The sequence below is a fragment of the Halomonas organivorans genome, from assembly GCF_014192055.1.
GTDB lineage: Bacteria > Pseudomonadota > Gammaproteobacteria > Pseudomonadales > Halomonadaceae > Halomonas > Halomonas organivorans.
This window is the reverse complement of record NZ_JACHXM010000004.1, coordinates 41,759-56,213: the sequence shown is the minus strand read 5'-3', so window position 1 is coordinate 56,213 and position 14,455 is coordinate 41,759. Positions and strand designations below refer to the sequence as shown.

Annotated in this window: 11 protein-coding genes; 1 reads left to right on the top strand and 10 read right to left on the bottom strand. The window is 65.3% G+C overall.

The genetic code is table 11. The annotated features are described in order from the left end of the window. Positions 1 to 18 precede the first annotated feature (18 nt). From FHR96_RS05955 to FHR96_RS05910, 10 genes are all read right to left on the bottom strand, one after another. Positions 19 to 1,776, bottom strand: coding sequence for a formate--tetrahydrofolate ligase (locus tag FHR96_RS05955; RefSeq protein ID WP_221195721.1), 1,758 nt, complete (start codon positions 1,774 to 1,776; stop codon positions 19 to 21). Positions 1,777 to 1,968: 192 nt separating this feature from the next. Continuing rightward, positions 1,969 to 3,093: a Gfo/Idh/MocA family protein gene (locus tag FHR96_RS05950; RefSeq protein WP_183386745.1), complete on the bottom strand. Its 1,125-nt coding sequence runs from the start codon at positions 3,091 to 3,093 to the stop codon at positions 1,969 to 1,971. Positions 3,094 to 3,168: 75 nt separating this feature from the next. Further along, the gene (locus tag FHR96_RS05945; protein WP_183386744.1) at positions 3,169 to 4,671 is read right to left on the bottom strand and encodes a CoA-acylating methylmalonate-semialdehyde dehydrogenase; all 1,503 of its coding nucleotides are present in this window, start codon (positions 4,669 to 4,671) and stop codon (positions 3,169 to 3,171) included. An 18-nt stretch (positions 4,672 to 4,689) separates the two neighbouring features. Beyond that, entirely contained in the window at positions 4,690 to 5,592 is a 903-nt protein-coding gene (gene iolE, locus FHR96_RS05940; protein ID WP_183386743.1) for a myo-inosose-2 dehydratase, read from the bottom strand. Positions 5,593 to 5,672: 80 nt separating this feature from the next. Next, positions 5,673 to 7,520, bottom strand: coding sequence for a 3D-(3,5/4)-trihydroxycyclohexane-1,2-dione acylhydrolase (decyclizing) (gene iolD, locus FHR96_RS05935; RefSeq protein ID WP_183386742.1), 1,848 nt, complete (start codon positions 7,518 to 7,520; stop codon positions 5,673 to 5,675). Then, the gene (locus FHR96_RS05930) at positions 7,517 to 9,469 is read right to left on the bottom strand and encodes a bifunctional 5-dehydro-2-deoxygluconokinase/5-dehydro-2-deoxyphosphogluconate aldolase (protein WP_183386741.1); all 1,953 of its coding nucleotides are present in this window, start codon (positions 9,467 to 9,469) and stop codon (positions 7,517 to 7,519) included. The genes iolD and FHR96_RS05930 overlap by 4 nt, the downstream gene beginning before the upstream one ends. Positions 9,470 to 9,566: 97 nt before the next feature. Next, positions 9,567 to 10,364, bottom strand: a complete 798-nt coding sequence (locus FHR96_RS05925; protein WP_183386740.1) for a TIM barrel protein — start codon at positions 10,362 to 10,364, stop codon at positions 9,567 to 9,569. 16 nt (positions 10,365 to 10,380) lie between these two features. Further along, complete coding sequence (locus FHR96_RS05920; RefSeq protein WP_183386739.1) at positions 10,381 to 11,241, bottom strand: ATP-binding cassette domain-containing protein; 861 nt, start codon at positions 11,239 to 11,241, stop codon at positions 10,381 to 10,383. Between the two features lies 1 nt (position 11,242). Continuing rightward, positions 11,243 to 12,367 (bottom strand): ABC transporter permease, encoded by a 1,125-nt coding sequence (locus FHR96_RS05915; RefSeq protein ID WP_183386738.1) that lies wholly within the window; start codon positions 12,365 to 12,367, stop codon positions 11,243 to 11,245. Positions 12,368 to 12,419: 52 nt separating this feature from the next. Then, entirely contained in the window at positions 12,420 to 13,307 is an 888-nt protein-coding gene (locus tag FHR96_RS05910) for a sugar ABC transporter substrate-binding protein (RefSeq protein WP_246392814.1), read from the bottom strand. Between the two features lie 258 nt (positions 13,308 to 13,565). Between FHR96_RS05910 and FHR96_RS05905 the strand changes: the two genes are divergently transcribed. Beyond that, a complete protein-coding gene (locus FHR96_RS05905; RefSeq protein WP_183386736.1) occupies positions 13,566 to 14,435 on the top strand; it encodes a MurR/RpiR family transcriptional regulator in 870 nt (289 codons plus the stop codon). Positions 14,436 to 14,455 lie beyond the last annotated feature (20 nt).

The window sequence follows — 14,455 nt, the reverse complement described above, 5'->3', positions numbered from 1 at the left end:
ATTGAGCGACAGTTGGCGTCAGGAAAGCCCCTCTATCTCGCCGGCCTCGTCCAGCCGCATGCCGGCGCTGGCCGGACGGCGCGGCATGCCGGGCATGCGCATGATGGCCCCGCACAGCACCACCACGAAGCCGGCCCCGGCGGCCAGCTCAGCCTCGCGGATCGGCAGCACGTGCCCGGTGGCCAGACCGTTCATCTCGGGATCGGCGGCAAAGCTGTACTGCGTCTTGGCGATGCATACCGGCAGGTGGCCGTACCCCAGCGCCTCGTACTCCTCCAGCTGACGTCGGGCCCGGTCTTTCAGGCTAATGTCCGAGGCGCCATAGAGGCGAGTGGCAATGGCTCGCACCTTGTCCACCAGCCCGGCATCGTCGGCGTAGGTCAGCGTCGGCTCGGGCGCCGGCGCGTCGAGCAAGGCCGCCACTCGCTCGGCCAGCGCCTCGCTGCCGGCCGAGCCGTCCCGCCAGTGGCTGCTCACCGCCATCTCCACGCCCAGGGCGTCGCAGGCCTCGCGCAGCACGGCATGCTCCTCGGCCGAATCCTGATCGAACTGGTTGACCGCCACCATCAGCGGTACGCCGAAGCCGCGCAGGTTCTCGACGTGACGAGCAAGGTTGGCGGCGCCGCGGCGCACCGCCTCGGGGTCGGGCTTGCCCAGCGCCTCGCGGGCCACGCCGCCGTGCATCTTGAGGGCACGCAGGGTGGCCACCACCACCACGGCACTGGGCGCCAGGCCGGCCTGGCGACACTTGATGTTGAAGAACTTCTCGGCGCCCAGGTCGGCGCCGAAGCCGGCCTCGGTGACCACCACATCGGCCAGGGCCAGCGCCGAGCGGGTCGCCATCACCGAGTTGCAGCCATGGGCGATATTGGCAAAGGGGCCGCCGTGGACGAAGGCCGGCGTATGCTCGAGGGTCTGCACCAGGTTGGGGGCCAGGGCCTGCTTGAGCAGCGCCGCCATGGCGCCGTCGGCCTTGAGGTCTCGCGCGAGCACCGGCGCCCCATCACGGGTGCGCGCCACCACGATCTCGCCGAGGCGTCGCTGCAGGTCGGCAAGGTCCCGGGCCAGACACAGGATCGCCATGATCTCGGACGCCGCGGTAATGTCGAAGCCGTCGCTGCGCGGCACGCCCTGCCCACCCTGGCCGACGGTCAGGTGGCGCAGCGCCCGGTCGTTCATGTCCATCGCCCGCTTCCAGGTGATACGCTCGGGGTCGAGGTTCAGCTCGTTGCCCCAGTGGAGATGATTGTCGATCAACGCGGCCAGCAGGTTGTGGGCGCTGGTGATGGCATGGAAGTCGCCGGTGAAGTGCAGGTTGATGTCCTCCATGGGAATCACCTGCGAGCGGCCGCCGCCGGCGGCGCCGCCCTTCATGCCGAAACAGGGCCCCAGCGAGGGCTCGCGCAGGCAGATGGCGGCACGATGACCGAGCCGGGTCAGGCCGTCGCCGAGCCCTACGGTGGTGGTGGTCTTGCCCTCGCCGGCAGGCGTCGGGGTGATGGCCGTCACCAGCACCAGCTTGCCCCGAGAGCGCTCGGCCAGGCCATCGGTAAAGGCGTGGGGCAGCTTGGCCTTGTCGTGGCCGAAAGGCAGCAGCTGCGAGGCCTCGATGCCGAGCCGTGCCGCCACCTCGGCGATGGGGCGCGGCGTCACCGCCCGCGCGATGACGATATCCGGCGAGCCGGGAGCCGGCCAGTCGGGAGGGGGCGCCGCCTCCAGCGACACGGATTCCTGCGCCAGGGGTTCGTCGTCGCGCCACGGCATGTAATCGGTCATCTCGCCCTCCCGCGAGGCGCCGCCGCCGACAGCGCCTTCGTCCTGAGTCCACGCCTTCTCGAAAAGCGTGGAACGCCTCCAGGGAGCGCGGCATTCCGGTTACGACGCCCGCGTAGTCGAGCGAGACATCCTTTGGCATGCACCACTATGACAACGCCCATGTCATGCGAGAGGACAGCGGGCCACAAGGCGCTAGACCGGGACCCAGCGCCCCTGTGCATGAGAGGCTTCGATGGCGTCAATCATTCGGTTGACCCGCCAGGCTTCACGGAAATCCGGATAGAGGGGCCTGCCGGAAACGATGCCCTCGATCAGATCCCGAATCTCGATGATCTTCTGGTCGTTGTATCCAAGACCATGACCGGGAGCAGGGCTGAAGGCCGCATAATCCGGATGCTCAGGGCCCATCAACAGCGTGCGAAATCCCTGGCGACCCTCGGGCCCCTCGCACTTGTAGAGCTGCAGCTCGCTCATGCGCTCCTGGTCGAAGACGATGCTTCCCTTGGTACCGGTGACGGTGTAAGCCAGGCCCATCTTGCGTCCAGTCGCTACCCGCGAGGTCTCGACATTGCCAATCAAGCCGCCGTCGAAGCGCAATAGCGCCTGAGCCTGGTCGTCGTTCTCCACCTCGCCAAGACCGCCGCTGCCGTCCGCCAACGGACGCGTCGGAATCACCGTCTGCAACTGACCGACGACCTCCTGGATGCGTTGCCCGGTGAGATATTCCGCCATATTGAGGATGTGCGAACCCACATCGCCCAGTGCCCCCGCCCCGGCGGTGCCACGGCGCGAGTGCCAATCGAGGGGCTTGGCCGGGTCGGCCAGATAGTCCTCGTTGTGACGGCCTCGAAAGTGAATCAGCTCGCCGAGTTCACCGCTGGCGATGATCTCGCGGGCCAGCTGTGTGGCCGAATTACGGATGTAGTTGAAGCCGACGAGCGTCTTCACACCGGCCGCCTCGGCCGCTTCTACCATCATCTGAGCATCGGCAGCGCAAAGCGCCAACGGTTTCTCGGTGTAGACATGCTTACCCGCCGCAATAGCGGCCAAGGCCATTTCCTTGTGCAGGAAATTGGGCGCGCAGATATCGACCACGTCCACGTGCGGATCAGTGACCAGGGACTTCCAGTCCCCGGTGGAACGATCAAAGCCCAGTTCCCGCGCCTTGCAGGCTGCATATTCGTCATCGACCTCGGCAAGCAGTTCACAAACCGGCAAAGCCGGCAGGGAAAATACGGTGGGCGCCGCCTTGAGGGCGATGGCATGGGCCTTGCCCATGAAACCGGTGCCGATCAGACCGAACGTTAGATCTGTCATCCCGTCATCCTCGGATGAGATGGCAACGCCAGACCTCTCGGCCCGATGCCGCCTTGGGTAATAAATTGACGTGACTCACAGGGTCGGCATGGTGAAGTGGTTGGTCTCTTCGCGGATGCCGCTCGGCCAGCGCTGGGTGATGGTCTTCATGCGGGTATAGAAGCGCACGCCATCGGGGCCATGCATGTGCAGCGGGCCGAACAGCGAGCGCTTCCAGCCGCCGAAGCTGTGAAAGGCCATGGGCACCGGGATCGGCACGTTGACGCCGACCATGCCGACCTGGATCTGCTCGCAGTACTGGCGCGCGGCATCGCCGTCACGGGTGAAGATGGCGGTCCCGTTACCGTACTCGTGGTCATTGATCATCGCCACGGCGTCGTCGAAACTCGCCGCCCGGGCGATGGCCAGCACCGGCCCGAAGATCTCCTCGGAATGGATGCGCATGCCCGGGGTGACGCGATCGAACAGGGTGCCGCCGACGAAGTAGCCGTCGCCGGCACCGTCGATCACCGCCTCGCGGCCGTCGACCACCAGCTCGGCGCCCTCGTCCACCCCGGCCTGGATATAGCCCTTGACCTTCTCCAGGTGCTCGCGGGTGACCAGCGGGCCCATGTCGTTGTCGGGCCCTTCGACGATGCCCGGGCCGACGCGCAGCTGCTCGAGCTGCTCGACGAGCTTGGCACGCAGTCGCTCGGCGGTCTCCTCGCCCACCGGCACGGCCACCGAGATCGCCATGCAGCGCTCGCCGGCGGAGCCGTAGGCCGCGCCCATCAGCGCGCTCACCGCCTGGTCGAGGTCGGCATCGGGCATCACCACCATGTGGTTCTTGGCCCCGCCCAGCGCCTGGACGCGCTTGCCATGCGCCGAGGCGGTGGCATAGATGTACTCGGCGATCGGCGTGGAGCCGACGAAGCTCACCGCCTGGACGCGCTCGTCGGTGAGCAGCACGTCGACCGCTTCCTTGTCGCCGTTGACCACGTTGAACACGCCGTCGGGCAGTCCGGCCTCGCTGAGCAGCTCGGCCAGGCGCATCGGCGTGGACGGGTCCTTCTCGGACGGCTTCATGATGAAGGTGTTGCCGCAGGCCAGGGCGATGGGGAACATCCACATCGGCACCATGGCCGGGAAGTTGAACGGCGAGATCCCGGCGCATACGCCCAGCGGCTGCATCATCGAGTAGCTGTCGACGCCGGTGCCGACGTTCATCGAGTGCTCGCCCTTCTGCAGGTGCGGGATGCCGCAGGCGAACTCGACCACCTCCAGGCCGCGGGTCACCTCGCCCTTGGCGTCGGAGAACACCTTGCCGTGCTCGCGGGAGATCATGGCGGCCAGCTCATCGGCGTGTTCCTCGACCAGCGCCTTGAACGTGAACAGGATGCGCGAGCGCTTGAGCGGCGACAGCTTCGACCAGGTGGCGAAGGCCGCCTCGGAGGAAGCGATCGCCTCGCGGGTCTCGTCGGCGGAGGCCAGGGCGACCTGGGCACTCTGCTCGCCGGTGGCGGGATTGTAGACCGGGGCGAAGCGTTCGCTGCGCCCGTCGACGTGGCGGCCGTTGAGATAGTGCTGGATCTGGTTCATGACGTTACCTTCTCGTGCTTATTTCTCGATGATGAAGCCGGCCCCTTCGGCCAGGGAACGCAGGTTGTTGTAGCCCAGGCGGGCATAGGTCAGCGGGTTGGCGATCTGCGGGTCCTGCTCGGCCTCCACCACCAGCCAGCCCCGGTAGCCGTTCTCACGGAGATGCTCGAGGGCGGGCAGGAAGTCGATGTCGCCGTCACCGGGCACGGTGAACATGCCGTCAAGCACCCCGTCCAGGAAGCTCTTGTCGCGATTGCGCACCGCCTCGCGCACCGGGAGGCGCATGTCCTTGCAGTGCACGTGCTTGATGCGCGAGGCATAGCGCTGGGCGATAGCCAGCGGGTCGCCGCCGGCGCCCACCAGGTGGCCGAAGTCGAGCAGCAGCCCCACCGAGTCGCGGGTGTTGTCCATCAGCCGCTCGACGTCGGCCTGGCTCTCGACCACCGTGCCCAGATGATGGTGATAGGCCAGGTGCACGCCCTGCTCCTTCAGGTAATCGCCGACCACGTTCAGCCCCTCGGTGAGGCGCTGCCAGTCGGCGTCGCTGAGGTGCGGCCGGCGGGACAGCGGGGTGCCCTGGTCGCCGTGGACGCAGCGGGAGACCTCGCAGAACACCATCGCCGTGGCTCCGCACTGCTTGAGCAGTTCGAGGTGATCCTTGACCGCCTCGATCTCTTCTTCCGGGCTGCGCTCCAGCAGCTGGCTGGAATACCAGCCGGAGACCAGCGACAGGTCGTGCTCGCCCAGCACCCGGGACAGGGCATCCGGGGTGCGCGGAAACTTGTGGCCCAGCTCGAAGCCGGTGAAGCCGGCCTCACGACCCTCCGAGAGACATACCTCGAGCGGGGTGTCGCCGCCCAGGCTCGGCAGGTCGTCGTTGGTCCAGGTCAGGGGGTTGATTCCCAGGCGTACGGTGGACATGGGCTTGCTCCTGTCAGGCGGCCCCACGGACCGCCTGGATGGTTCGAAAAATGAAGAGAGTCGGCAACGAGGCTGGCCGTTCAGCGATGCTGATCCCGCTTGGCTTCCCGATAACCCTGGTAGGCCTTATGTACTTGTTCGCGAGAGGACACCTCCGGTACGGCCACCTCCCACCAGGCGCCCCCTTCGGCGGTGCTGGGCAGCGGGTCGGTATCCAGGGTAATGACGTAGGTGCTCTCCGCCTGGCGCGCCCGCACCAGCGCCTGCTCCAGCTCGGCGATGCCGCGCACGCGCTCGGCCTGGCACCCCAGAGAACGAGCATGGGCGGCGAAGTCGGTCTTGGGAGCCCCCTCGGGGACCGTGCGACAGTCGTCGAGCAGATTATTGAAGCCGGCACCGCCGGTGGCCTGCTGAAGGCGGTTGATACACCCGAACCCTCGATTGTCGAGCACCACCACGACGAGCTTGTGGCCCAGCATCACCGAGGTAGCGAGCTCCGAGTTGTGCATCAGATAGGAGCCATCGCCCACCATCACGAAAACCTCGCGTTCGGGCTGGGCCATCTTCACGCCTAACCCGCCTGCGATCTCGTAGCCCATGCAGGAGTACCCGTATTCCACGTGGTAGCTTCCAGGCCCGGCACACTGCCAAAGCTTGTGCAGCTCGCCTGGCAGGCCTCCGGCAGCACAGACCACGGTGCCATCCTCACCGGACTGACGATTCACGGCCCCGATGACCTGGGCATCGGTGGGCAGCTCGCGCCCCTCGTCGGCGGTGACCCTTGCCACCACTTGGGCCCAGTCGTGCTTCAGGCCCCCGGCCTTTTCCCGCCAGGCATCGTCGGCGCGCCAGCCGTCCAGGCCTGTCGACAGCGCGGCCAGGCCATCCCTGGCATCCCCAACCACCGGCAGGGCATGGTGCTTGTGGCTATCGAAACGCCCCACGTTCAGCGCCACCAGCGCCAGGTCATCGCGTTCGAAGAGCGCCCGCGATCCGGTGGTGAAATCTTGCAACCGGGTGCCGATGGCGAGAATCAGGTCCGCCTGCTCGGCCAGGCGGTTGGCCGCCTCGCTACCGGTAACGCCGATGGCCCCCATCGCCAAGGGATGAGCATCGGGCAAAGCACCCTTGCCAGCCTGGGTCTCGGCCACCGGTACCCCATGAGTCCGAGCGAACTCGGCGAGCCGTTCACAAGCCCCGGCGTAATGCACCCCACCACCGGCGATGATCAGCGGGCGATCGGCACGAGCCAGGGCAGTAAGGGCCTCTTCCAGCTCTCGAGGGTCGGGCTGGGGACGACGAATGCGATGCACTCGAGGTGCGAAGAAGCTTTCCGGGAAATCGTAGGCGAAGGTCTGGACATCCTGGGGCAACGCGAGGGTCGCCGGCCCGCAATGCTCCGGGTCGAGCAAGGTGGCGATGGCCTGGGGCAGGCTGGTCAGCAGCTGCTCGGGCCGGGTAATGCGATCGAAATAACGTGATACCGGGCGGAAGCTGTCATTGACCGTAATGGTCGGATCCCCGAAATGCTCTACCTGCTGCAGCACAGGATCGGGGTCACGGGTCGCGAAGGTATCGCCGGGCAGCAGCAGAACCGGAAGTCGGTTGGCGTGCGCCAAGCCAGCGGCAGTGACCATGTTGGTCGCCCCTGGGCCGATAGAGCTGGTCGCGGCCATCAACCGGCGACGGCCATGTGCCTTGGCAAACGCGATGGCGGCATGCGCCATGGTCTGCTCGTTGTGCGCGCGGAACGTCGGCAATGCCTCGCGAGCATGGTAGAGCGCCTCACCCAGGCCGGACACATTGCCGTGGCCGAAGATCGCGAAGACGCCTTCGAAAAGCGGGAGCTCCTGTCCCTGATCCTCGATGCGCTGTGCCGCCAGGTATCTGACCAGCGCCTGGGCCATGGTGAGTCGAATGATGCTCATGACAGGACATCCTCTGCAGTGGGCTGGGCGGCGCGCAGCCGCTGCCATTCCTCGATCAGTTCGGCGTAGTTGGCGGCGACCTTGTCGATCAGTTGGGCATCGTCTATCGCGCCGGCCAGCCACTCACGACTGGGCCCGGCGAACAGGGTGCGGCCCACGGTGAAGCCCTTGCACTGAGGATGGCGGGCGGCGGCCGCGAAGCCCCGCTTCATGTCGTCCATGGGCGCGTCCAGTCCCAACAGCACCACGCCGCGGCAGTGCGGATCCTGCTCCTCGATCGCCTGACAGACCGCGTCCCAGGCGGTGTCGGACATGGCCGGCAGCTTCCACCAGTCAGGGCGGATGCCCAGGTTGTAGAAACGCAGCAGCGAGCGCGCCAGGGTCCGGTCGTCGACCTCCTGCTGGTTAGGCGGAATCACCTCGATCAGCAGTTCCAGGTGATTGGCACAGGCCGCTTGATACAGCTGGCGCAGGCGCGCCTCCTGGTCGAGCCGCAGCGAGACCGGGTCGTCCGGGTGATAGAACACCAGGCACTTGATGATGTGTTCCGCCGGCCAGTGGCGCAGTTCACTGCCCAGATCGTCGCCATGCTGGAAGTGCAGCGGCCGGGAGCTCGGCAGCTCCACCGGGCGGCCGATCCACCAGCCCTTGCCGGTGGCGTCGTTCAGCGCGTCCTGGCCGAAGACGTCGTCGACCAGGATGGCCGGCTTGGCGAGTCCGGTGCGGCGGGCGCCTTCCTCGGCGGCGCGCACCAGCAGCTGCTTGAGCACCGGGATGCGCGCCGGGTCGGCCTTGACGTCGCGGGCCATGTCGGTGAGCTGGCGGCGATGGTCGAAGGCCAGGCCACAGACCTGGGGCCAGTCGGCGGGGGACCGGGTGGTCACCCGATGCAGGTGGTTGAGGCGCTCGTCCTGGTCAGGGCGCGGCACCGTGGCACGGCGGTCCAGGTAGTCGAACAGCTCTTCCTCGGTGGGCATGGCCGGGGCGCAACCGTGACGCGAGACCACCAGGGCGCCGCAGGCATTGGCGTAGCTGGCGCTGGTCTCCCAGCTCTCGCCGCGCAGCCAGCCGCGGAGCAGGCCGCTCATGAAGGCGTCGCCGGCGCCCAGCACGTTGAGCACCTCGACCTTGACGCCTTCCACCAGAATGCCGTCCTCGATGCGGTCGGGAATCTCGCCCTCGAAGACCACGCAGCCCAGGGCGCCGAGCTTGCACACCAGGGTGGCACCGCTGACCTGGCGCACCGCCCGCAGGGATTCCAGGGTGTCGGTGCTACCGCCGGCGATGTGGAACTCTTCCTCGGTGCCGACGATCAGGTCGAAGTCGCCAAGCCAATGCTGCAGATCGGTGGTGACCGACTCATCGGCGATAAAGCGGGTCTCGCCGTCGCCGGGGGTGGTCAGGCCCCACAGCACCGGGCGGTAGTCGATGTCCAGCACCCGCTTGACGCCGTGCTCGGTGGCGGCGTCCAGCGCCTTGCGGCAGGCCCGCGCGGTGGTCTCGGTGGACAGGTGAGTGCCGGTGATGGCCAGCGCCTTGGCGCGGGCGATGAAGGCCGGATCGATGGCCTCGGCGTCGATGGCCATGTCGGCGCAGTCGCGGCGATAGAACAGCAGCGGGAAGCTGTCGCGATCCTTGAGCGCCAGCAGCACCAGGCCGGTATGGCGCTGGGGGTCGGTCTGCAGGGCGCTGGTGTCGACGCCGGCGCGCTCGAGCTCCTCGCGGACGAAGCCGCCCATCTGCTCGTTGCCGACCCGCGACAGCATCGCCGACTTGAGGCCCAGGCGGGCGGTGCCGTAGGCCATGTTGCCGGAGCTGCCGCCCAGGTACTTGGCGAAGCTGGAGACGTCTTCCAGCCGACTGCCGATCTGTTCAGCATAAAGGTCGACGGCGACGCGGCCCAGGCAGATCAGATCCATAGGTCTGTTGTTGGTATGTGCTTCTTGCATATCGTCTCTCCGCGTCGCGATTCAGTCGCGCCTAATCCCGAGAAGCTGACGTGGTGGAACACTGTCTCGGCGCTACGACGCAATTTCCGATCAGTGATCAAAGGGTGAAAGCATCCTTGAAACGCTGAAGGGCCAGTTCATCCCCTTCCGATGCCCACCCTTCCAGACCGACGGTGCCCCGGTAGCCCATATCGTTCAGAGCCCGGGCGATGGCCGGATAGTGAATCTCTCCGCTGCCCGGTTCACAGCGGCCCGGCACATCGGCGACCTGAATCTCGCCGATATAGGGTGCGGAGCGGCGCAGCAGCTCGATCAGGTTCCCCTCGCCGATCTGGGCGTGATAGAGATCCAGCATCATCCTCAACTCCGGGCGCTCGACGCTGGCCACCAACTCCAGAACGTCCTCGGCACGGGCAAAGGGCACGCCGGGGTGATCGACCTGGGTATTGAGGTTCTCCAGCACGAAGGTCACGCCATGCTCCTCCCCCAGGTCAGCCAGTCGATTGAGCGTGTCGTGAGCCCGAATCCACATCGCTCCCGACACCTGGCTGGCCGGCTTGACCGGCAGTCCTTTTCCATCGAGCCCGGTACCATGCAGGTTGAGACGAGGAATACCCAGGCGCTTGGCCACGGCGATCGATTCCCGGGCTGTCTGCACCAGCCTCTCGGCCCCCTCCTTGTCCGCCAGAGTTCCCTCGACATAGCCGGTCATGGAGGAGAAGGTGGCTCCCGTGCTCTTCAGAGCCTCGATGTCATGGCGAGTCCAGTCCCAGATTTCCACCTGGAAGCCCAGGGCATCGATCCGCCTGACCCTTTCGGTGATCGGCAGGCCGCAAAACAGCATCTCGGCACAAGCGGCCAGGGTGAAGGGCGTCGGATCATGACGTTTCATCATGGCTTTCGTGCTCCTCTCACTGACCGGCCGCAAGGCGAGTCTTCGAGGCGGTAGCGGTCTCCTCGGTGTCGGCATTTTTCTCGCTATCGCTGCGCTGGAACTCGGCCAGTTCGGCATCCAGGCTCTCCAGCTCTGCACCGCCGGCCATCATGTTAAGCACCTCTTCGCGAGATATGTTTTCCTTGCGGAAAGTCCCGAGACTGCCGCCACGCTTGAGCAAGGTGAAGGCATCGGCCACGGGGTAGGCATGGTGTACGTTGTGGGTGATGAAGATCACCGCCAGGCCGTCGGCCCGCGCCTTGGCAATGTAGCGCAGCACCACCGAGGCCTGCTTGACCCCCAGTGCCGAGGTGGGCTCATCGAGGATCAACACCTTGGCGCCGAAATAGACCGCCCGGGCGATTGCCACACATTGTCGCTCGCCTCCGGATAGCGTTCCTACGGGCTGGCTGGGATCACGCACGTCGATACCGATCTTGGCCATCTCCTGCTTGGCGATACGATCGGCCAGTTTCCAGTCGATGCGCTTGAAAGGTCCCCAGCCCACCGTGGGTTCGCGACCCATGAAGAAGTTTCGCGTGATCGACATCAGGGGAATCATCGCCAAGTCCTGAAAGACAGTGGCAATACCGGCATCGAGAGCATAGGCCGGCGACTTGAACCGGGCCGGTTCTCCCCCCAGCAGCATCTCGCCGTGAGTCGGCTGATGAACTCCCGAAAGCGTCTTGATCAGTGTCGACTTGCCGGCACCATTGTCGCCCAGCAGGCACATGACTTCGCCGGAATAGACTTGCATAGAGATGTCGCTCAGGGCGATGACGCTGCCGAAGTGCTTGCTGACGCTGCGCATCTCGATCATGGGCGTACGTTCGCTCATCTCACTTGGCCTCCATCGCCTTCTTGCGCATGAAATTGTTGAACAGCACGGCCACCAGCAGCATCACGCCGAGGAAGACCTGGAACCAGTCGGTATTGACACCGGTGTAGAAGATACCCATCTGCACCAGGCCGAAGATGAGTGCGCCGAGCGCCGCGCCGATAGCCGAGCCATAGCCACCGGTGAGCAGTGCGCCACCTATGACCACCGCGATGATCGCCTCGAGCTCCTTGAGCAGCCCCCTGATGGTGTCGGCCGACCCGGTGTCCATCACCTGGAGGCAGGCGAAGATGGTGGCGGAGAAGGCGGTGAACATGAACAGCGAGATCTTGACGCGATGGACCGGCACACCGGAGTTGCGCGCGGCGTTGGCATCGCCGCCGCTGGCGAAGATCCAGTTGCCGTAAGGCGTGCAAAGCAGCACCCAGGTCGCCACGGCGGTCAGGCCCAACCACCAGACGATGGACACCGGGATGCCGGTGACGACCGGGTTGCCGGCGAAATTGGTGGCGATCCACCCCTGTTCGGCCATCCAGGCGAAGAGTCCGGTAGCCACCTCACCCGAGAACAGAGAAGCAAACCAGTCGCCGGGGATATGATCATGAACCCCACCGATCTGGGTGCGGCCGGTCAGCAGGCGGCTGACGCCGATGGCCAGGCCACGCAGGATGAACAGGAAGCCCAGGGTCACGATGAAGGAAGGCAGCCCCGTCTTGTTGACCAGATTGCCGTTGATCCAGCCCACCAGGCCCGCACAGGCGAACGCCAGCAGGATCGCGGCCCACAGCGGCCAGCCGTATTCCACGGCAGGGATGGCAATCAGGATGCCGGCCAGGCCGATCATCGAGCCAATGGAAAGATCGAACTCACCGCCGATCATCAGTAGAGCAGCGGCAGTGGCAATAATCCCCAGCTGGGCCGCCACCTCGAGAAAATTGACGATACCTGCCGGCGTAAACATGCCAGTGCCGCTGGCAGCGACGAGAAAGAAAGCTAGCACCAGGACAGTGCCGGCCAATGCGCCGAACTCGGGCCGGCTTAGTGCCCGCTTCCAGAACGAGACCTTCTGGATACGCTCGTCCTGTGTTTCCACAGCATCGGCTTGGGGGGATGCACTCGACTTCATGACGGTTGACTCCCGGGACCCGTCGGACGGGCCCCTTCATGCGTGATGGTGTTCAACGAATACCCTGCTCGCTCAGGTCGAGCACCTGCGCAGCGTTTTCCGGCGTCACGAAGCCGGGGCCGGTGGCCACATCGCCTGCTGGAAGCAAACCGTTCTTGGCATACTGATCGAGGAACATGACCGGCAGGTAGCCTTGCAGGTACTGTTGCTGATCGATGGCGAAGTCCAGATCTTCGGCCTCCAGAGCCTCCAGGATGCCGGGTGAGAGATCGAAGGTGCCGAGGGTAAACATGTCGGTGGCACCCTGTTCACGCATGGCCTGGATCATGGGTTCGGCGGCCAGCGCCCCCAGCGTCAGGATACCGCGCACATCACTGTTCTCGTTGAGGTAGGCCACGATGGCATTGCGGATCGACGTCGGATCATAGGTCGTCGCCAGCTGCTCGGCGTTGCCGTCAAACCCCTCGAGAAAACCATCGCAACGCTGGTCGAGACCCTGGTTACCCTGCTCATGGTTGACGCAGACGGCCTTCTCGACGCCCATCTCCTGCATACGCTCGGCGGCCCGCTTGCCTGCCTCGTACTCGCTCTGACCGACATGGAGGCGAGCTCCATACTTGTGCGCGACATCGCCACCGGAGTTGATGGTGATCACCGGAATACCGTTGTCCGAGGCCTCCTGGATGACGCCCCCAAGCGCATCTTCATCGGTGAAGGAGACGATAAGACCGTCCGGGTCAGAGGCCACCGCCGCCTCGACCAACTGCTGCATCTTGGCCATGTCGAAGGTGGACGGCGCACGGTACTCCAACTCCGCTCCTACCGTTTCGGCCGCAGCCTCGGCACCATTCTTGACCACGGACCAGAAAGGGTCGGAGGGAACGCCATGGGTCACCATGACGAAGCGATTTGGTTCTTGTGCCTGGGCGGTGCCCGCCATGAGCGCAGCAGCAGCGGTCGAAGCCAGCAACCAGTGAGATAGACGTGCCATGAATGAAATTCCTCTCTCGCTTGTCGTTGTGTGGGTAGAGACACCAGCGGGATGACGCTATGGAATATAGATTCCAATACTGCGGCTTTACAAATAATATATTCTATACTTTGGTATTATTAGAACATACATTCCATTTCGCCTAGACTGCCATCAGACGAACGCATCGGCAGTCAACGCCATTGCGGCGAAGACGAGGACCCTCACATGAATCAGACGCCACAGGATTTCGAGGAACTGGAAACACGCATCACGGCGGACTACCCGTCGCTGAGCCGCCGCCTCCAGCAGACGGCGCGCTTCCTGCTCGATCATCCCCAGGAGGTGGCCTTCGCCACCGTGGCCAAACTGGCCGAGCAGGCAGGCGTCACCCCATCGACCCTGATCCGTTTCGCCAACCACTTCGGCTTCTCCGGGTTCTCCGAGATGCAGCAGCTGTTCCGCTCACGGCTGGTGGACGAGCTGCCCAACTACAACGAGCGTATTCGCGCCGTGCGTTCCGCTACCGGCGAGACGCCGGACAGCACTCAGCTGCTGTGGGAGTTCGCCGAGGCCAATCGCGAGGTGCTCGACCAGTTGCCGGGGCGCATCGACCCGCGCCACCTGGAGCGCGCCCTGGACATCTTCGAGCAGGCTCGCGCCATCCATGTGATGGGCGCGCGACGCAGCTTCGTGGTGGCCAGCTACATGACCTATGCACTGCACCACATCGACAAGCGCACCTTCCTGGTCAATGGCCTGGGCGGCATGTACGGCGAGCAGATCCGCAACATCGAGCCCCAGGATGCCCTGCTGGTGGTCAGCTTCTCGCCCTATGCCCAGGAATCCCGCGAGGTGGCGGACGAGGCCCGCAAACGCGGCATTCCTCTGGTAGTGATCACCGACTCCAACCTCAGCCCATTGGCGCGTATCGCCGATGTCTCGCTGGTGGTGCACGAGGCAGAGGTCAAGAGCTTCCGCGGCCTGACCGCTTCGCTGTGCCTGACACAGACCCTGGCCATCTCGCTGGGCGTACGCCAAGACAAGGCTCGCGAGCGCTCCGCTCAGCAACAACAAGACGACGAAGAGCGCGCCTGATCGCATGACGGGCTAGCGCT